The organism is Pantoea sp. DY-17 (assembly GCF_019795975.1).
In the GTDB taxonomy this organism is placed as follows: Bacteria; Pseudomonadota; Gammaproteobacteria; order Enterobacterales; family Enterobacteriaceae; genus Pantoea; species Pantoea leporis.
The window spans coordinates 248,406-267,862 of record NZ_JAIMIG010000003.1; the positions used below are offsets into that span (position 1 = coordinate 248,406).

Genomic DNA, 19,457 nt, shown 5'->3' on the forward strand with positions numbered 1-19,457 from the left:
AGCTTAATTCCTTTATCAGTCAGGGCCAGAAACGCAGAGTGCCACTTTGCTGGTGTGTTAAAAAGCGCCACAATGGTTGAAATTGATGGATCCACGGAACCGCGGAAATGAGTGATATTGCACTGCATCGATTATTATTGGCCCCGCTAGAGACCAACGGCGAGCTGACGCTGCAACAGCAGCTGTTCCAGCGTATCAAGCAGGCGATTCTGAGCGGCAAACTCGCTGCCGGTACGCGTTTGCCCGCAACACGCCAGCTGGCGCTGGATCTCGCGGTTTCACGCAATACGGTGATCGCCGTCTGGGCGCAACTGCAGGCTGAAGGATTTTTGCTGAGCGATCGCCAGGGCAGTCGCATCAGCAATATGGCGCAGCTACCGCAGGAAACTCAGCCGGCCGCCAGCAGCGAAATTGTCTTGTCACCGCGCATCGCTCAGTTGCGATCCAGCCATCGCACATTGAGTCAGGAGATGGCGCTGCGGCCCGGTGTTCCTTCGTTAGCACATTTCCCGCTGGCTCAGTGGCGACGGGCGCTGAACCGCGTGATGCTGCATCAGCCGCAGCAACTGCTGGGCTATGGCGATCCGCTCGGCGAACGCACGCTACGCGCCGCGCTGGCGCAGCATCTGGCATTAGCGCGCGGCGTGCGCTGTACGCCCGAACAAATCGTGATTACCGAAGGCGCGCAGCAGGCATTAACGCTGTGCGTGGCGCTGCTCAGCAGCCCTGGCGACATCGGTTGGGTGGAGGAGCCGGGATATCGCGGGGCGAAAGCGGCGATGCGGCTGGGAGATATGCGTATTGAACCGATAGCGGTCGATGCACAAGGTCTGGCGCCGCAGCCGCAGGACTGGCAGCAGCGTCCGCCGCGCCTGATTTACACCACGCCAACGCACCAATATCCCACCGGCGCAATCATGAGCGCACCGCGTCGTCTGGCGCTGCTGGCGGCCGCGCGGCAACAGCAAACGTGGATTATCGAAGATGATTACGACAGCGATTTTCGTTACAGCGGCGAGCCAATCGCCGCCATGCAAGGCATGACGCAGCCAACGCCGGTGATCTACGTCGGCTCGTTCAGCAAAACGCTGTTTCCGGCGCTACGCCTCGGGTTTATGGTGTTGCCGCCGCAGTTGGTCGCGCCGCTGCGCCCTGCGCTGCATGAACTGCTGCGCGGCGGGAATCGTCCTGAGCAGCAGGCGCTGGCGCTGTTTTTACGCAGCGGTGATTTTAGCCGTCATCTGAGCAAAATGCGCCGTCTGTATCGCCAACGGCAGGCGACGTTGCGACAGGCATTGCAGCAAACGTTTGGCGCACAGGTTCCGTTGCTGGGCGGCGAATGCGGCATGCATCTGGTGTTATCACTGGCTGCGGATCAAAACGATATGGCGTTGGTGGATCGACTGATCCAGAGTGGCTACGCGCCGGGCGCGCTGTCAGGATTTTATCTCGGTGAGCAGAAGCAACAAGGGCTGGTGCTGGGTTACGGTAACACCAGCACCAGCCAGATTACGGCGGGCGTTGCGCAGTTAGCGCGTCTGCTGCGCGGGAATTAACCGCGGAAGAAGATTTCGCCTGATTTGCCCATCACGATCTTACCGGTGTCATCGGTGATCAGGATGTAGTTGGCATTGATGTACGCCCAGTGCGTGCCTGGCTGCGGCGCTGGCAGATGGCGTGGCTTCCACTCAACAATGGTGTACTGCTTTTTACGGTACTCATCTGGCACCACATCGCCCACTTTGTACTCTTTGTAGTCGATGATGATGGTGTTCAGATCGTAGTTGTTTGGCGCAGCCGCATTGCCGCTTTGCGGTGGACGAATCGGCGCGACATCGCCGCTGGATTCAGCCGGTTCATTGCTGACAGGCGCATCGGCGGCCGGCGCCTGAGCGGGTGCATCAGCGGCGGGTGCCTGGGTTTGCGCGTCGGGTGCGGTTTGCTGCACCTGTGGCGGCATGGGTACGGCGTCTGTTTGCTCGCCTTCCGCCAGCGCGGCCGGAGCAAGGCTTAAAGCGCCCAGAAAAATTCCTGCAGAAAGAAGATTGACGTGTGTCCTGCGCATGGGTGATTTCCACTCTGGTTAATTATTAACTGTCCATTTAACTGACACGTTAAGCACGCAGAAGGTTCCCCCGGCGCGCTTAGCGCGTCAAATTTCGCTGCTCAGCATACCTCAGCTCAGGCGCTTTTTGGCGCAGTAAAATTGCAAGCAACCATGTTAGTTTTTGTCGTGCGCTTTATTTGCCAGATCCATCAATAACGCGATGCCCAGATAGTTACTCCAGTTAAACGCGTTCTGCAGCACCACAATCGCATTGCCGTTCTGTTTATCAAAGCCAATAAAGCTGGAGTAACCGCCGATATAGCCAACCTGATAGGTAATCTGCTGATCGCCGTAGGTATCAGTAACCCAGGCGATATTTTGTGACTGATTGCCGTGCTGTTCGTAGCCGTGATTGACCTGCGCAAACGCCGCATTGAGCGAAGCGCCCGCGCCGTCATGCAGGTGCGCATCAAGATAGCGAATCAAATCGCGCGCGTTGCTGTAGAGACTGGCGGCCGCCACCATATTGTTGTTAAACGCCCAGTCCGGCGTGATTTGCCCGCGAGGAATCAGCTTAGGCTGATCGCCGGCATGGCCGAGCGCACGCCAAGGATAGCCGCGCAGGCTCTGCGGCTTGAAGCTGCTGCTGGTCATGCCCAGCGGCTGGAACAGATTACGCTGCGCCAGCGTTTCGATGTCCTGATGGAAGCGATATTTAAGGATGTAGCCCAACAGCGCATAGCCGAGATTGGAATAGCGCGCGCCAGGATGCGCGGGCGCGTCAAAGTCGGCCAGATAATCCAGCACGGCGTCGCTGTCGAGGTTGCCATAAAAGTTCTCGCCGCTACGCAGATAGCCCATAAATTTCATGAACATCGGCAAATCCATATCCTGACGCGGCAAGCCCGAGGTGTGCGTTACCAGCTGCAACAGCGTGATGCGTTTGGCATCGGCGCTGAGCGGCACGTTGGGCGGCAAAAGCGTCGCTAAGGTGTCGTTCCAGTGCAGTTCACCGCGATCCACCAGCTCAATAATCACCTCCGCGGTGATGCCTTTACTCAGCGAGCCGAGCGCAAATAAAGTGTCTGGCGTAATGGGATAACGGTGCAGCGCATCGGTGACACCAAAACTGTAGAATTCAGGCTGGCTGCGTTGATGGATAATGGCGATGCTGATGCCGGAAACCTGCTTTTGCTGCATGTAATGGCGCACGATGTCATCGACGTTTTCATTAAAAGTCGCGTGTGAAAGATAGACTTTATCGCTGACGGGCGCGGAGGTTTGCGACAAGGTGCCGCAGGCGCTGAGCAATACGCTCATGCCCAGCACAATGATGCATATTGTTAAACGATGGCACAGCACCCGTTTATTCCTGGCGAAGGTAATCATGGCAATGGATTGAGCGAATTTTTATGTTTTATAAAGGGTGCGACGGGTGTTGGTGGCGAAATATAGCACAGAAGAAAGTCAGCGCCACCTGCCAAAAACAGGTGGCGGCGGGGATTATTGATTAACGGGAATAACCGATCCTTTATAGTGCTGGTTAATAAATTCAGCAGTTTGCTTTGACTCCAGATCTTTCGCTAGTTCCAGAATACGCGGATCGTGCGCCAGTTTCGGCGTGGTGACCAGCACGTTGGCATACGGATTATCTTTCGCCTGTTCCAGCGCCAGCGCATCCTTCGACGGCACTAAACCGGCCTGCAACGCGTAGTTGCCATTGATGATCGCCAATTGCGCATCATCCAGCGCGCGCGGCAGCTGCGGCGCTTCCACTTCGATAATCTTCAGATGGTGCGGGTTGTCAGTAATGTCTGCGGAAGTCACCAGCGTATTGGCGCTGCTGCTTTTCAGTTTGATCAAACCATTGGCCTGCAACAGATAAAGTGCGCGGCTCAGATTGGTGACATTATTCGGTACCGCCACCTGCGCGCCATCAGGCAGATCTTTCAGTGATTTCACTTTGTGCGAGTAGATGCCAAGTGGCTCAATATGCACGGTGGCGACCACAGAAAATTTCTCGCCCAGCGCTTTTTCCTGATCGCGCAGATAAGGCACATGCTGGAAGTAGTTGGCATCCACGTCACCGCGCGCCAGCAGTTCGTTGGCGTTGAGGTTGCCGTTGAGTTCAATCACTTTGAGATCGAGTTTCTTGTCGCTCTGTTTGATGTGGTTGAGGATTTCGCTGTGCGGTACGGCATCGGCCGCCACGCGCAGCGCGGCCGCCGAGGCGTAAGTGCTGAACACCGAAACCATCGCCAACGCGGCTATCACCTTTTTATTCATCTGCTTCCCTTAGTTTCTTATGATTTAACGCTATTGAGAGTGTCAGCGTAATAACGCTGCGCCACGTCGCGATGCGATCGCAAACGTCCTTTGAGATAGTTCCAGCCCACTTCACGCAGCAGCGGATTGCTGGGATCGCTGGTCGGTCCGTGCGCTTCTGCCGCTAGCTGCGGCGGTAATTGATACAGCGGCACTTCGGCGTCGAGCTGCGCGCCGAGGAAGAAAGCGATGGAGATGCGCTGCTGTTTTGCCGGCGGCGACACTACACGATGCACGGTGGCGCGCAGATAACCGTTGGTGGCGATCTCCAGCAGTTCGCCGATGTTCACCACAAAAGCACCCGGTTTCGGCAGCGCATCAATCCACTGATCTGGCGTGACTTCAACCTGCAATCCGGGTTGATCGTCCTGCAACAGAAAGGTCAGAAAGCCGGAATCCTTATGCGCGCCGACACCTTGCTGGCTGGCAGCGGCATCCTGACCCGGATAGCGAATCAGCTTCACATGTTCGTTGGGGTGCGTGCCGTACAGCGCGTCAAACGCGTCCGGCGGCAGCGACAGGGATTTGGCGAAGGCGCGCAGTAAACGCAGCGCCACGTCAGTCATCGCCTGCTGCCACGCGTGGATCACCGGACGCAGCTGCGGTAGCGCCTGCGGCCACAAATTGGGTCCTTGCAGCTGCTTCCACGCCGGATCGTCTGCTTGCAACGTCAGGGCGGCCCGTTCTGCACCGATATCAAACTGCTCACGCTGATCGCGCTGCTCACGGGTGTATTCCACGCCCGCGCGGTTGTAGCCGCGAAAATGCGGTGAATGGATCATCGAAACGCGCTGCTTCTCTTCATCCGGCAAGGCAAAGAACGCGCGCGTGATGCTTTGCACGTTCTGTAACAGCTGCGGATTGATGCCATGATTCACCAGATAGAAGAAGCCGACGTCACGCGCGGTTTCGCGCAGCTCGGCGAGGTATTGCGCCTGTTCCGCATCCGGCAGTTCCAGCAGGGCTAAATCCAGTACCGGCAATGTGCTGGCCATACTTTTGCATCCTTCATGCAGAAAAATTCTGCCTTTACGCTGCCATCTGCTGACAAATGCAGCCAATACTGTTGCGCGATAAGTTATGGCGAATCATTTTTAGGAGAGGTTCAGCAATCGATATGCAAAAAGCGATAAATCGTGCCCGCTTCCCGCTATAATCGCCGCCAATTAACTTTGGGCATGGCCCATCAATGAACAGCAGGAGACGCCGTATGAACCAGGGTCCGTTAACCGAAAAAGAGCTCAACTGGCTTGAAGATATGCTGGAGAAATACGGCAATGAACACTCGGTGGTGGATACCGCTGAGCTGGACGGCATGCTGACGGCGTTGCTCTCAGGCCCGAACGACATCGAACCGAGCGAATGGCTGGTGGCGATGTGGGGCGGCAAAAAGCACATTCCAAAGTGGTCGAATGAGCGCGAGATGGATCGCTTTATGACGCTGACCTTCCAGCATCTGAACGACATCGCCGAGCGTCTGGCCGAGTTCCCGGAGCAGTTTGATCCGCTGTTTGGCACCCAAGAGATGGAAGGCCAGGAATTCACCGTGGTGGAAGATTGGTGCTATGGCTATTTGCGCGGCGTGGCGCTGGATGCGGACTGGTCGCTGCTGCCAGAATCACTGCAGCCGATGATGGAGGCGATTGCCTTGCACGGCAGCGAAGATCATCTGGCGAAGCGCGAAGCCTTCACCCCGGAAGAGTTTGAAGCCAGCATTGAAGCGATCCGCCCTGCGGCGCTGGAGCTGCATGAATACTGGCAGGAACAGCGCATGGCGCAGCCCGATCCTGAACCTCAACTGCCGCACTTTGCCGGCGAGAAAACCGGCCGTAACGATCCTTGCCCGTGCGGCAGCGGTAAAAAATATAAGCAGTGCTGCGGTAAATAATATGTGCACCTTCCGTAGCGGCGCAATTTATTGCGCGTCCCTGGCCTTTTAATCGCGCCGCTACCGATATGTGCGGTTTTTATCAGGGAGCCGCTTTCACCTCGGTCACCCATGTTGGCAACTGCCATGCGCCGCCCGCACGAACCGCGCGGCACATGCCGGTGGTGGCATCGCTGCTCTGCTCAAACGCTTTGCCATCCCACACCCACGCCGCTGTACTCCAGCAATCGCCGATGCCGCGCCCTTTCTGCGCTTCTGAGATCACACCTTCACTGTAATCAGAGCCGGAATCCGTCACCAGCTGCGGCGTGCCCTGCAATGCTTTATCGATCAGCCAATAGCCATAACCTTCGTTATACGCTCCGCGCCAGCACAGCGCGGCGATCAGCACATGCGCATCATCAACCGGCGTTAAGGTCAGCGGCTCCGCGCCCTCTTCCGGCTGATCGTCGGACGGAGCCAGATTGTCGCAGCTGTCGTCGTCGGTGAGTGAGGCAATCAGCTTTGGCTTCAACAGCGCCAGCTCATCGGCCGTCAACGGACGCGCATCGGCCTTAGCCACTTTTACCTGCTGAATCACCGGCATCGCCATCGCTGCCGGTACGCTGCTTTCCGGCTTGTTGCCTTTGCGCACCAACGCGCCCGGCGTACTAAGACGACCTTGCGCATCATCCATCTTCAGCAGCACAGCAAATGCGCCATTGCTGGAGAGATCGAAAGGCTCATCACCACCGCGAAACTCCACTTTGCCGCTGCCTTTAATGCCGTTAATTAGCGCCTGGGTTTGTTCATCCGTCAGCGTCCATTCGTCGTTATCGGCTTTCGCCACGTCGCCCAGCGCACGATCATCAATCCACAACGCTAAGTTGTTCACCACTTTAGAATCATCATCGCCGGTATCGGCCAGCACCACACGGCCGTGCGTCACCGCATTGGGACCGCCCGCGCGCACCAGCAACACCGAGCCGCCCGCGCCCTCTTCGGCGCTGTAACCAGCGGCACGACAGGTCAGCGTGTTATCGCAGGCCAGTTCCCAGTCTTTGTGGCTAAAGGAGACGCCGTCTTGATCTGCCAACAGCGGCGCACTCAGGCTGGCAAGTAGCGACATCGCCAGCAGCAATCGGGTAATCATGCCATCTCTCCATAATGGTAAAGGTGGCTAGTGTGATGATTTTTGTGACGCGGGAGAAGTGAATTTTTTGCGGCGATGCTGATTTCATTATCGCGCTTTGTCGAAACATCAATCATGAAGAAACCTCTTCAGATTTCACGTTAACTGGTCAGCTATTGAACGGTTCAGGGCTTAAGCACATACTTCGGCCAGACCCAATAAAATTAGGTAATCCATGACAACTGCCAATATCAATCCAGCGATGCTCAGATGGTCCCGTGAACGGGCCGGCATCGCCGTGGAAAAATTTGCGCAGAAGTGTAACGTCACATTCGAGCGTCTGCAGGAATGGGAAAATGGGCAACATCCTCTGACATTTAACCAGGCGATGGCCTTTGCTGAAAAAGCACATGTCCCTTTTGGTTATCTTTTTTTGACGACGCCGCCGCAAGAACTCTTGCCCATTCCTGACTTACGCACATTGGATGGAAAAGCACCGCAGCGTCCGAGCGCAGAATTGATCGATTTATTAAAGATCATGCTCATGCGCCAGGAATGGTATCGCGATTATTTACAGCAGCAGATGGTGACGCCACTGGAAATGAGTGGCCGTTTCACCTCGCGGAGCTCAATTGACGCGATTGTGAATGACATGCGCCACAAGCTACATGTGCCTATACATCCGATGCGCGGAAGCTGGGAAAATTACTACAGCGATTTGGTAAAACGCATTGAAGACATGGGTATTCTGGTGATGCGCTCTCCTTATCTCCATCACCACACTCGTCCCTTCAGCGTTGATGAATTTAGAGGCTTTGCCATTGCGGATGACCTCGCGCCAATCATCTTTGTAAACCATGCAGATGCACCCGGTGCACGATTGTTCACCTTAATTCACGAGCTTTGTCATATCTGGATTGGACAGTCAGGCGTCTCTGACGGCGGTGCAAGTACACATCGCCATGAAGAAGTACTGTGTAATGCGGTTGCCGCTGAGTTTCTGGTACCCGCAGATGAATTTTTACCTTTGTGGGATCGTGATGTTGAGAACTGGCAGGAAAATCTTGCCCCGCTGGAAAGCCATTTTCACGTCAGTAGTTGGGTACTGGCACGTCGCGCTTTAACGATGAGTTTGATCGGCAGAGAAGATTATCAGCATTTTATCCATGAGCAGAAACTCGCTCATCAGCAACGCGCTAAAAAAGAGAGCGGTGGACCAAGCTATTTCAGGACTAGGAAAGCGCAAATCAGCGTTTCTTTCTCTCGTGCCGTATTGAGCCAGGCTCTCAGCGGCCAAATGCTATTACGTGAAGCCAGTGATTTATTGGATGGAATACAGCCATCAAAGTTGTCGAAATTTGCAGAGGAGTTGGGGCTTTGAAATATTTGCTGGATGCAAACACTTATATCATGGCGAAAAATTTCTATTATGGGATGGATATCTGTCCGGGATATTGGCAATGGTTAGATATTCAATTCGCATCACATGTTGTCGGCAGCGTCGATATGATTGCCCGAGAGCTGCGTGCAGGCAATGATGAACTATCCGAGTGGGTCAAAGCACGGCCAACTCATTTCATTGCTAATGACGACCAGGATACGCAGATTATTTTTCAACAAATTGTTGAATGCGTAATGATGGCTGATTTCAATGCTGGTTCCCGTGATACGTTTCTGGCAAAAGCCGATCCCTGGATTATCGCTAAGAGTAAGAGCATTGGCGCTACCGTGATAACGCATGAGCTTCCTGTGCCAGCGAATGCTCGCAAAGTAAAAGTCCCCAATATCTGTCACCAGTTTGATGTGCCATGTATGACGACATTCGAATTTTTAAGAAAGCTGAATGCGCGCTTCATTTTGGAACAATAGCTGAAGAGCCATTCATTCTGTTATCTAGAGCGCCGCCACAATCTGCTGCCGCAACCACTGCTGGGCCGGATCGCGGTGCAGACGTTCATGCCACAGCAGCAAAATATCAAAGCCCGGCACTTCCAGCGGTAGATCGATAACCGCGAGGTGCGAAGCGTGACGCACTAACCGCTCGGGCAGCACCGCCACTAAATCACTGCTCGCCAGCGTTTCCTGCATAAACAAGAAGTGCGGCACCGACAGCACCACGCGGCGTGAACGCCCGAGCTTCGCCAGCGCATTATCGGTGGCGGCGCTAAAGCCACCGCCATCGGGCGATACCATGACAAATTCCAGCTGACAGAATTGATCCAGCGTCGGCAGACGTTGCAACTGCGGGTGATCGCACCGTCCCGCCAGCACGTAGCGCTCGCTGAACAGTTTGCGTTGATGCAGCGTCGGCGGCGCGTTATCGCCCGTATGAAACACCACATCCAGCTCGCCTTTTTCCAACTGCTGCGCCACCAGCGGCGGATTCAGCGCCAATATCGCCATGCGACTTTGCGGCGCAGCAGCGCGGATCAGGTTGAGCGCAGGCAGCACCAACGCTGACGAGGTGTAATCGGTGGCGGCGATGCGCCAGGTGTTATCGGCATTGGCCGGATTAAAGGCATCGGGCGGCGCGACCGCACGCTCAACCGCTTCCAGCGCCAGACGCAGCGGCTCACGCAGAGCTGCTGCGCGCGCCGTTGGCAGCATGCCACGCGGCCCCGGTAACAATAGCGGATCGTCAAAATGCCTACGCAATCGCGCCAACTGAGCGCTGACGGAAGGCTGCGAGAGATGCAAACGCTGCGCCGCGCGCGTAACGTTAAGTTCGCTTAACAGCACGTTGAGCGTCTGCAGCAGATTCAAATCCAGCGAGTCGATATTCACTATGACTATACCTGAGATATCAGCAATTGATTTCCACTATAGCCAGCGCCGACTTAATCTGCAGTGGTTTTCATCTCACAGGATTAAGCCCATGAATGTACTGATTGTGTATGCCCATCCGGAACCACGTTCGCTGAGCGGTTCACTCAAAGACTTTGCCGTGCAGCATTTGCAGCATGCCGGACATCAGGTGCAGGTCTCTGATCTCTATGCGTTGCAGTGGAAAGCGCCGCTCGACGCTGCCGACACGCGCGCCCCGTTAGTGGGCGACCACTTCGATGCTACGGTGGATTCCCGCTTCGCCTACGATCATCAGTTGCAGGCCGCCGATATCGCCGCGGAGCAGGAAAAATTGCGCTGGGCCGATACGGTGATTTTTCAATTTCCACTGTGGTGGTTTTCGATGCCCGCCATCATGAAAGGCTGGTTTGACCGCGTTTACGCCAACGGTTTTGCTTACGGCGTGGGCGAGCACAACGAACAGCATTGGGGCGATCGTTACGGCGAAGGCAATCTTAGCGGCAAACGTGCAATGCTGGTGGTGACGACCGGCGGATGGGAATCGCATTACAGCCCGCGCGGCATTAACGGCCCGATCAACGATCTGCTGTTCCCGATTCAGCACGGCATGCTGTTTTATCCCGGCTTTAGCGTGCTGCCGCCGCTGGTTTTCTATCGGGTACAAAAGTCAGCAGCAGAACATTTTGCTGGCTGGTGCGATGCGCTGGCTACAAGGCTGAATACGTTGGCGGAAACCGCGCCCATTGCCTATCGTCAGCAGAACAGCGGCGACTATGAAATCCCTGCGCTGACGCTAAAGGCGGAGTTTGTCCCGGAAGAGAGTGGCTTGGGCGTGCATGTAAAGCGGTGAAAGGTGGCAGACTCGGCGCTGAGCCTGCTGTTACTCGTACAGCCAGCGCCCCGCTTTTGCTGATTCAATCAACATTCCCAGCGTGAAATCGGGTACCACCGGCACTTCACGCTTATTAAATGGATTGAGAATCTGCGCCAGCGAGGGCTCATCGGGATAGTAGGTTTCAATGACGAATCCGCCGCGATCGACGCTGAACTCGCCGAAGAACTCATCCATCAGCGCAGCGGCTTCTTCACGCTCGAAGTTAAGATCGCTATCGATATCAATTTGCGGCGTCAGCGTTTTTTGCTTAAACAGGTAAACGCCATCGTAACGTCGCACCAACTCGTAGATACGCTGCTCAATTTCAACTGTCATCGCTTCTGCACCTCCACTGATTTCACCGGAGCGCCATTCTGCCATGCAATCCCAACAGTTGGATGAAAAAAATCTCCGCGGGAGAATTTTGAGACAAAGAGCCAGTTTTCCAGCCGGAATGCCTGGTTTATTGCGTTAATGCATGCTGCGCTTCTTTCAACTCATCACGCGCGTCAGCCAGTTTACGCTGCTGCTTCTCAATTTTATCGCTGCGGCCTTTGGCCTGCGCTTCCCTTAGATCTTGTTCGCGCTCCTGCACTTTCAATTGCTTCTCGGCCACTTTCTGCTGGCGCGCTTTGAGCAAGCCGCTGTCGGTGCAGTTTGCATTGGTTTCGCGTAACGCCTTTTCGAGACCGGCGATGCGCGCAGCATTGCCATGCTCACGCGCCATCGCCAGCTCTTGCTGGATATCCTGCTTTTTAGCGGCGCAGCCGGTGGCTGGGTTGGCAGCCTGAACAGACGTCACGGTCAAAGCAGAGAAAAGAATCGAAAGGGAAATCAGGGTGTTTTTCATGGTGAACTCTTGGTTTACGTTGATGGGCGCTATTATACGAAGAGTTCTTAAGAGGATCTTAAAGGTGCAAGCAACTTACTAAGCCGTTTCCATTAAGCTGCCGTTTGACGGTGAAAAAAGGCTTGGCGCTATTAATTTGATACACATAACGCCAAACTCACCTCGGACATGATGTGGCTCCGCCTCACAATTGGCGTTGAATCAAACTCGTGTGAATCGTTTTAATTTCACCTTTTAAGTTATCTCCGCGATACACCATCGACGTATCGTACCGTTGATACTTATCTTCTCGTGTGGCGCTAAACCAATTAAACGAACCAACACACAGTAAACGCTCGTCCCCAATTACGATTTTACTGTGAACGCGATTGACCAGCTTAGTAGTAACACCAAACTCATTCAGTTTTTCCAGTGCGCTGTGAAGCCGCCGCTGTTTTTCTTGACGCTTTTCATAATCACTATGTTCGGTATTGTAATGCTTGTCCGTCACCACAGTAATATCAACACCGCGAGCACGTGCCTGAATCATTGAGTTTAAAAAGCCAGTTTGCTCAAGCATTTGCCAGGTCAACCAAGGAGAGACAATGGTAATGCTCTTCTCGATTGTACCCAATGTCTGATTCAGAAATGCATCATGCTGATCTACCCCATGTAGCGTAGAAACGGGCATCTGGGCTGCGTTCAAGTCTTTACGTACCTGAAATTCAAACGCTAATGCGTTGCTGTCTTGTGCAAACAAGTATTTTGCCAATAATCCTCTTGGCGAAGAGGCAGGTTGGATCTCAAATAAATCCATGTCCCCAAAGACCAGGAAACTATCTTTAGCGCGGGAGACCGCAACGTTCAACATGCTGCTGTCGCTGTCGATAAATCCACCATCCTCATGTTTGGAATAAACTGGGGAGAAGATCACGATTGCTCTTTCTGCACCTTGCAGGGAGTGAACAGTGCCGACGGTCAGTGAATCATCATCTCCACCACAGTTAATACCCAGCTTACTCAATGAGGCTCTAATAGCGTTCACCTGCGCCGAAAATGGCGTTACGATTCCCACCGTTTGATGCAGTGGTTTGTCATAATGATGCTCTATTTCTTCTTTATGGGTCGCCAGCCAAGCCGCTATTGTCTCGGCTTCACAAGTGTTGTATCGGCTGCCACCGTTTGCCCGTTTACCCAACCCATTAATATGCAGATAACCCATCGCTGGAAAAAGTGTCTCTTTTTCACCGCCCCGTTTTGGCTGTAACTTGCCGTGGTAGCAGAGCGCGTTACAGTAACCGATGATGTTATCGAAACAGCGGCGATGCTCATACAGATACATGCCGCGGGCCAGATCCGGGTCATACTGGTAGCGCGAGCTAAATTGGGCGATTTTCATCACGCTGCCCGATGCCGAGCTTTTCCCTGAATCACATATAAGCGCATAAGACTCCGCTAGCGCTTCCTGTGTACCGACAGGGAGGAGGTTCTCCTCAACCATATTGCCGATATCAATGCCCGGCAAACTGTTCCAGATGGGTGCGATCTGTTCCGTATCGCCAATTACTAACGCTTTTTTTGCTAATGCGAAGGAGGCTGCGGCTACCTCCGGCAATACCTGCCCCGCTTCATCAACAATTAATAAATCGGCAAAATTATAAAAATATCCGGATTCAAATTTCTTAGCGCCGCCAACATGTTCGCTGATGACCATATGACGAGGCAGCATGTAACAGGTCATCACCACACAAGGGGTGAGCTTCATTCTTCGATGCCAGCGAGCCAGGGTAGCTTTCGCCCCCTTACGACCTTTTTCCTTTCGAAGATCGCCAATGGCGGCCATGTCCATCAGCCATCGCCCCTCCCAGTAGTGAGATGCAGTAAGAAATGCCGGGAATCGGATAGCCGTATCGGCGAGCGCATCAGCCACAGCAAGGGTTATCTCATCTTTGCCCGCATGTCCCAGGGAAACCGAGAAACCATGCCAAACTCGCAGAGCTTCGCTTTCACGTCTGGAAACGTCCTGAGCAAAATCAATCTGCTGCTGGTACTTGGCCTGCTCTTTTTGGGCGCGAGCAATAAGCCCGTCGATATAAGCATCAACATCTTCCGGCGCTGAGCCCTTAAACTCGGCCATTCTTGTACCAAACGTAGTGTCGAGTAAGAGGTTAATCTGATAGTGGCGCTTTGTACGAACCGCGGGAATCCAGGAGAAGATCGCATAGAGCATCGACTCGCTGGCACGATACTGTTGCCACTGCTTTTTACCCTGAGTTAACAACGCAATGTCTTTTGTGCTATCGAGCAGTAGCTTACTTTTATCGTGAATATAAAGGTCGAGGTCTTCGCTAAGGTGGATCCGCTCCTCGCGAATGCGGATCAAATTCCCCCAAGCCTGCTCAATATGTTTAAGCTGAGCTAACTGCGTGGTTAATCGCTCATGTAGTAGATTCACAACTTGTTCTGGAGAACGGCATTCCGCAGATGGGAAGGCTACTTTTGCCCTCTCCAGATAAAGTACCAGCGCATCTTCAACGTATTCGGTAGATTCCACACGGTTGAAAAAGTCTTCAGTCTGGTACTTTTTAGCGGCCTCAGCTTCACGCATTTGAGAAGGGAAATAAGCACCATAACTTTTTAGTTCCGGTAGCCAGCGCCCGGCCATAGCCCCTGTTCCAGTGGAAAAGTCTTTACCGAAGGCCTCAATGATATTGGTAACGGCTTGGTTGTTGGTTGAGGTGGCAATCACTACCGGTGGTTCAGATTTGTTAAATGCCGCTTTAACCCATTCAGTAGCAATGATTGAGAGAACAAGTGTAGTTTTTCCAGTTCCCGGCGGACCATTGACGGCAAGGATATCGCCCGACTGCTGCGTGAGATAATGGTTAAGAGCGTCGCGCTGCGCCACAGCAAGCGGGAATTCATCTCCTGAATGGCCTAATCGCTCGCTGAATTTCGCATTAGATGCAAGCAACGGTTCCAGGATCGGCCTGGCAGTCGAAGCAAAGCGTGTTAATAGCGGAACCTCTTTCTTGCACACCCGAAGATGATCATACAGAGGGAGGATATGGCGGCTGGCACCGCCGGGCTGGTTGGCTTTTATAACGTAACCATATTCGGCGAGTTCATATTGCTCGTGGGTGGCGACCCATTGTCCGATTACGTATTCCAGCAAATTGCTTATTTCAGTCTGAAATTTTTGCCACTGCAGCTGATGCTTCTCATACCGCTGGGCTCGCTGCTCGTCATTTTCCTCTTCGTATTGCTGTTCGTAATCCACTTCAAAGGTGGTCGAGTTATGCGTGGTTTTATATCTATCATATTGCGCCATCTCGCCAATTGAGAAGGTGCCTTTTGGGAGAGGCTCTAATAGATCACGGGGGATAGTGGCCGATGAAGTAGGGAACAAAAAACCTTCGCGATTAAGTAGCGCAGATGATACCAGCGGTGTGACTATTCCAGGAGCGCCTGCCGTTCGCTCTTTGCCGTGCTGTAGCAAACGTAACCAGGCTTTAGGTCGTAGCACTACCTCAACGGTTTTTACCGTGTCACCTTCACCCTCAAAAAACGCATTAACAGTCTCTTCATCCAGCCGTCCCGTGCTGATGTCCACCCAACGAGTAAATTTATCCGCATCCTTACGCTCAAATGCCCCTTTCCCTGATTCGGCATCGGCTAAAGAATTACGCCAGTATGATGTGAATCCCTGAGTATTCCTGTCCATTATCCATCCCTTGACATAATAAAATTATTGATTTAATTGATATTAACGCAACCCATGGTTGAACATTGTCCACGATGAGAACGCGATCGCAATAATTTGTTTATGTTGCTAAGGGAGTGAGATTAGGTAAAAAGCCAGATTTCAGACACAAAAAAAGCCGCTCGTAAGCGACTTAATTTTGCATCAATCGATGGTGCCGAAGGCCGGACTCGAACCGGCACGTATCTCTACGGTTGATTTTGAATCAACTGCGTCTACCGATTTCGCCACTTCGGCACTGAAGAGGATGCGGAAAACGTTGGGGATTATACCGTTACGAACAGCGTGCGCAACCGGAATCGTTAGGGATGTGCGCTAAGCGTTGAAAAAAACATCACTTCGCGGATAACTGCTTGTTATAACATCGATCCCATCAAACGGATCCCAAAAACCTAAATCCAGAACGGTCCCAATTTTCCCCAATCAGCCCGGTTAACTGGAACTTTCCGAATTCAAACCTCTCTTAACCAAAACTGACGCAGTCAGAACATAAAAGACAACGAGGTTGAGATGAAAGTACAACGCATGATTTGGGGATGGGGCATCGCGGCAGCCATGGTTGCGGGGAGCGCATCGGCAGCAAGCTGGCAGGATCAGCTGAGCAGCGCGGCATCGCAGCTGTCACAGCAAAACAACAGCACCAGCAACACCAGCACCACGCAGAATGGCGGCATGTCGCTCTCATCGCTTACCGGCCTGCTGAACGGCGGCGATAAAGCGGTGAGTTCCAACAGCATGACCAACGCCGCCGGCGTGATGTCCTACTGCGTGCAGCACAACGTGGTGGATAACAACGTGAAGTCGGTAAAAGATCAGGTGCTGAGCAAACTCGGCCTGAACAGCACCACCGCGCAAGAGCAGAAAACCGATTACCAGCAGGGTTTGCAAGGCTTGCTTAACACTGGCAACGGTCAGCAACTGAATTTGCAAAGTCTGAGCAACTCGCCGATGGGTGAGAAGCTGAAAACCAAAGCCTGCGATGTGGTTCTGAAGCAAGGCAAAAAATATATCGGCATGTAAGGACGCGCCGATATCAAGGCGCGAGCTGTCCCTCGCGCCTTTTCTTTAGTCCAGTAACGCTCGCGTCTCCAGCACCGTTCTCTGCAACAACTCCCGCGCCTGGTCCAGCGACCGAATGTTGGTATAGCCAATCACCAGGCCATAGCGTTTCTGCGTCTGCATATACCAACCGGAGAGCGGCAATACGCGCAGCTGATGCCGCTGCCAAATCTCCGCCAGCGCTGTGTCCTGCGTGCCATGCGGCAGGAAGGCGACAATGTGCATGCCGCCATCCGTCAGTTCAAAATCAAACACATCCGGAAAACATGCCTGCAAGGCATCCAGCATCATGCGGCGTCGCTGCTGATAAAGCGTGCGCATCTTTTTGATGTGGCGATAGAAATGCCCTTCGCTGAGGAACTGCGCCAGAATCTTTTGCGGCAGCAGCGACATACCGGTTTCAAGGATTTCCCCCAACTCGCTGAAGCGCGCGATGGTCTCTTTCGGCATCACCAGATAACCCACGCGCATCGCCGGCATCATGGTTTTGCTGAAGGTGCCGGTGTAAATCACCCGATCGTGCACATCCAGGCTTTTCAGCGCCGGAATCACTTTGCGCGTGTAGTGAAACTCGCCGTCGTAATCATCTTCAATAATCCAGCTGTCATTGTGCTGTGCCCACTCCAGCAGTTGATGTTTGCGCGGCAGCGATAAGGTTACCGCCAGCGGGCTGTGATGCGTAGGCGTGACGATGGCGAAACGCGCATCGGCGTGATAGCGCAGCAGATAATCCACATCCATGCCTTGCCGATCGACCGGCACGTAATGCAGATTCGGCGCGATGCGCTTCAGCAGTTTTTGCCCGAAGAAATAGCCGGGATCTTCAAACAACACCTTGTCGCTTGGCTGCGCCAGCACCGCCAGAATCAGTCGCAGGTTGGCGCGATAGCCGCTGGTGATGAAAATCTGTTCCGGCTGGCAGTTAAGTCCACGCGAAATATTCAGGTAGCTGGCGATGGCTTCCCGCAGCGGCTGATAACCCATGACCGGCGGCAAAATCATCTCATCGGCGCGCAGGCTGCGCGCCGCTTTGCCGGAAATAAGCAGCCATTTTTTGTGCGGAAACGCATCCAGCGCCGGGATGCCAAGCCGCAGCTCGCCTTTGCTCTCGCGCTGGATTAACGCGCTCACTGGCGGCGCAGGCACTGCCGTTTTCCCGGTTTTTTCCGGCAGAATCAGTTCAGGATTAACGCGCGTGCCCTTCGCGCCCTGACTGACAAAATAGCCTTCGCCGATCAGGATTTCATAAGCGGCTTCCACCGTTTTTCGCGCCACTTGCAACTCACTCGCCGGTACGCGGTCGCCCGGCTTCAGCTGCCCTGCAAGAATCTGCTGGCGATATCGCGCATAAATCTCTTTATAACCCACGCCATGCCCTACCTGTTTTCACGTTTTTTGACCCTTTTCACTCAGACATGGAAGTTTAAGATGCCCGCATCACCTTCGCATTGAAAAACGACTGACCTGAGGATAAAACATGACTGCACGCGTTAACCACTTTAAAACCGTACCGACACTGGTCAAAGCCATGTACGATCTCTCCATGAACGTCAGTAATGTTTCATTAGAAACCTCACTGAAGCATCTGGTCGATCTGCGCGCCTCGCAGCTCAACCAATGCGCGTTCTGCGTCGATATGCATGTGAAAGAAGCCAAACTGCATGGCGAGCGCGAGCTGCGTCTGCATCATGTGGCAATCTGGCGCGAATCACCGCTGTTCACCGCCAAAGAGAAAGCGGCGCTGGCGCTGACCGAAGCGCTGACGCGTCTGGGCGATCACGGCATCGACGAAGCGCTGTACAGCGAGGTGCGCGCGCACTTTTCCGAAGTGGAGACCAGCGAGCTGACATTTTGTATCGCGGTGATCAACACCTGGAACCGCCTGATGGTGCTGTCGCAGATGACGCCGGGCGCACTCGACAGCGCTTATGGGTTGGATCGTGCTGATTTACGTTAATTTTTACCGCCAGTAGCCCATGCTGCTGGCAGCACCATGTTCATCTGCGCTGCCTGAGGCTATAGTGAGATTTTGCACCACACAGGACAGCGCACATGAAAGGCATCAACATTGCGATTTACTTCGATCCCGACCAGATTCACATCTGCGTTCACCAGCAGGATGACAGCTATCTCAGCCAACACTTTATTTACGACGACAGCGTAATTGAAGAGATCTATCAATGGCTGGAGCAGTTCACGCCTAATCGCACCCACATTTGCCTGATTGAGCACGATACCGCCGATATCCTTGCCGATGAGTTGGTGGATAACGGTTATCACGTCCATCAGGTGACGCAGCACGATCTCTTGACCTGGTTCGCCAACGAACCGCCTGCCGAACCCGATGGTTCACCGGTGCGCGCGCTGCTGCGTTATCTGGAGAACGAGCAGCCATCCGAATACCAGTCACGCACGCCGCAGATTGAAGCGTTGATGGATCTGCTGGATGAGCTGGACGATCTCGAAGGTGTGGATGAAGTTGAAGATGAAGACAATCTGCCGGATGACGTGCTGCGCCTGATGAAGCAGAAGAAGATCAGTGCGCAAGACGCCGCCCAACGCCTGCTGCCGGATGTGAATGAGCGCATTCGCGAGCATTTAATCAATTATCCCGAACTGATGACGCCTGAGCTGCTGCAGGATTTCTTCCCTGAGCTGATCGAGGCGCTGGATACGCCGAAGCACTAATCAATGAACGCACACACCGTAGCGGCGCGATTTATCGCGCGGTTTTGACCGACTCTTCATCCTCTTAA

General features: G+C 53.7%; 18 protein-coding genes and 1 tRNA gene. 8 read left to right on the top strand and 11 right to left on the bottom strand.

Going from position 1 to position 19,457, the window contains the following annotated elements:
• Positions 1 to 107 precede the first annotated feature (107 nt).
• On the top strand, positions 108 to 1,556 hold the full coding sequence (locus K5Y33_RS15340; protein ID WP_222234450.1) for a PLP-dependent aminotransferase family protein: 1,449 nt from the start codon (positions 108 to 110) through the stop codon (positions 1,554 to 1,556).
• On the opposite strand, the gene K5Y33_RS15345 is transcribed toward K5Y33_RS15340, so the two are convergent.
• The 4 genes from K5Y33_RS15345 to K5Y33_RS15360 all read right to left on the bottom strand — a co-directional run bounded on the left by K5Y33_RS15345 (position 1,553) and on the right by K5Y33_RS15360 (position 5,367).
• The gene (locus K5Y33_RS15345; protein ID WP_101762204.1) at positions 1,553 to 2,065 is read right to left on the bottom strand and encodes an RcnB family protein; all 513 of its coding nucleotides are present in this window, start codon (positions 2,063 to 2,065) and stop codon (positions 1,553 to 1,555) included. The two genes, K5Y33_RS15340 and K5Y33_RS15345, sit on opposite strands and share 4 nt — an antisense overlap.
• Before the next feature lie 156 nt (positions 2,066 to 2,221).
• Positions 2,222 to 3,367 (bottom strand): serine hydrolase, encoded by a 1,146-nt coding sequence (locus K5Y33_RS15350; RefSeq protein WP_225608296.1) that lies wholly within the window; start codon positions 3,365 to 3,367, stop codon positions 2,222 to 2,224.
• 183 nt (positions 3,368 to 3,550) lie between these two features.
• Positions 3,551 to 4,333 carry a MetQ/NlpA family ABC transporter substrate-binding protein gene (locus K5Y33_RS15355; protein ID WP_101762205.1) on the bottom strand — a complete coding sequence of 261 codons (783 nt, stop codon included), beginning with the start codon at positions 4,331 to 4,333 and terminating at the stop codon, positions 3,551 to 3,553.
• Positions 4,334 to 4,350: 17 nt separating this feature from the next.
• Positions 4,351 to 5,367: an isopenicillin N synthase family oxygenase gene (locus K5Y33_RS15360; protein ID WP_222234452.1), complete on the bottom strand. Its 1,017-nt coding sequence runs from the start codon at positions 5,365 to 5,367 to the stop codon at positions 4,351 to 4,353.
• A 215-nt stretch (positions 5,368 to 5,582) separates the two neighbouring features.
• Here K5Y33_RS15360 and K5Y33_RS15365 point away from each other — a divergent pair, with 215 nt between their 5' ends.
• Complete coding sequence (locus K5Y33_RS15365; protein WP_176970789.1) at positions 5,583 to 6,260, top strand: YecA family protein; 678 nt, start codon at positions 5,583 to 5,585, stop codon at positions 6,258 to 6,260.
• An 82-nt stretch (positions 6,261 to 6,342) separates the two neighbouring features.
• Here the strand turns inward: K5Y33_RS15365 and K5Y33_RS15370 are convergent, their stop codons facing one another.
• Entirely contained in the window at positions 6,343 to 7,392 is a 1,050-nt protein-coding gene (locus K5Y33_RS15370) for a DUF1176 domain-containing protein (RefSeq protein WP_222234454.1), read from the bottom strand.
• Between the two features lie 214 nt (positions 7,393 to 7,606).
• On the opposite strand from K5Y33_RS15370, the gene K5Y33_RS15375 reads away from it, so the two are divergent.
• Positions 7,607 to 8,752 carry an ImmA/IrrE family metallo-endopeptidase gene (locus K5Y33_RS15375; RefSeq protein WP_222234455.1) on the top strand — a complete coding sequence of 382 codons (1,146 nt, stop codon included), beginning with the start codon at positions 7,607 to 7,609 and terminating at the stop codon, positions 8,750 to 8,752.
• Positions 8,749 to 9,240: a DUF4411 family protein gene (locus K5Y33_RS15380; protein WP_222234456.1), complete on the top strand. Its 492-nt coding sequence runs from the start codon at positions 8,749 to 8,751 to the stop codon at positions 9,238 to 9,240. Before K5Y33_RS15375 ends, K5Y33_RS15380 begins: the two co-directional genes overlap by 4 nt.
• Before the next feature lie 24 nt (positions 9,241 to 9,264).
• Here K5Y33_RS15380 and K5Y33_RS15385 read toward each other — a convergent pair whose 3' ends face one another.
• Complete coding sequence (locus K5Y33_RS15385; RefSeq protein WP_222234616.1) at positions 9,265 to 10,158, bottom strand: LysR family transcriptional regulator; 894 nt, start codon at positions 10,156 to 10,158, stop codon at positions 9,265 to 9,267.
• A gap of 88 nt (positions 10,159 to 10,246) precedes the next feature.
• Between K5Y33_RS15385 and K5Y33_RS15390 the strand changes: the two genes are divergently transcribed.
• Complete coding sequence (locus tag K5Y33_RS15390) at positions 10,247 to 11,026, top strand: NAD(P)H-dependent oxidoreductase (protein ID WP_222234457.1); 780 nt, start codon at positions 10,247 to 10,249, stop codon at positions 11,024 to 11,026.
• 30 nt (positions 11,027 to 11,056) lie between these two features.
• Here the strand turns inward: K5Y33_RS15390 and K5Y33_RS15395 are convergent, their stop codons facing one another.
• From K5Y33_RS15395 to K5Y33_RS15410, 4 genes are all read right to left on the bottom strand, one after another.
• On the bottom strand, positions 11,057 to 11,386 hold the full coding sequence (locus K5Y33_RS15395) for a DUF1493 family protein (RefSeq protein ID WP_008107769.1): 330 nt from the start codon (positions 11,384 to 11,386) through the stop codon (positions 11,057 to 11,059).
• Positions 11,387 to 11,513: 127 nt separating this feature from the next.
• The gene (locus tag K5Y33_RS15400) at positions 11,514 to 11,900 is read right to left on the bottom strand and encodes a DUF1090 domain-containing protein (RefSeq protein WP_222234458.1); all 387 of its coding nucleotides are present in this window, start codon (positions 11,898 to 11,900) and stop codon (positions 11,514 to 11,516) included.
• 184 nt (positions 11,901 to 12,084) lie between these two features.
• On the bottom strand, positions 12,085 to 15,603 hold the full coding sequence (locus K5Y33_RS15405; RefSeq protein WP_222234459.1) for an AAA domain-containing protein: 3,519 nt from the start codon (positions 15,601 to 15,603) through the stop codon (positions 12,085 to 12,087).
• Between the two features lie 191 nt (positions 15,604 to 15,794).
• A tRNA-Leu gene (locus K5Y33_RS15410) sits at positions 15,795 to 15,879 on the bottom strand.
• Between the two features lie 273 nt (positions 15,880 to 16,152).
• Here K5Y33_RS15410 and K5Y33_RS15415 point away from each other — a divergent pair.
• Positions 16,153 to 16,662 carry a DUF2501 domain-containing protein gene (locus K5Y33_RS15415; protein WP_101762213.1) on the top strand — a complete coding sequence of 170 codons (510 nt, stop codon included), beginning with the start codon at positions 16,153 to 16,155 and terminating at the stop codon, positions 16,660 to 16,662.
• Between the two features lie 45 nt (positions 16,663 to 16,707).
• Here the strand turns inward: K5Y33_RS15415 and K5Y33_RS15420 are convergent, their stop codons facing one another.
• Complete coding sequence (locus tag K5Y33_RS15420) at positions 16,708 to 18,069, bottom strand: PLP-dependent aminotransferase family protein (RefSeq protein WP_222234460.1); 1,362 nt, start codon at positions 18,067 to 18,069, stop codon at positions 16,708 to 16,710.
• A 109-nt stretch (positions 18,070 to 18,178) separates the two neighbouring features.
• Between K5Y33_RS15420 and K5Y33_RS15425 the strand changes: the two genes are divergently transcribed.
• On the top strand, positions 18,179 to 18,658 hold the full coding sequence (locus tag K5Y33_RS15425; protein WP_222234461.1) for a carboxymuconolactone decarboxylase family protein: 480 nt from the start codon (positions 18,179 to 18,181) through the stop codon (positions 18,656 to 18,658).
• A 95-nt stretch (positions 18,659 to 18,753) separates the two neighbouring features.
• Entirely contained in the window at positions 18,754 to 19,389 is a 636-nt protein-coding gene (locus K5Y33_RS15430; RefSeq protein WP_101762216.1) for a hypothetical protein, read from the top strand.
• Positions 19,390 to 19,457: the final 68 nt, after the last annotated feature.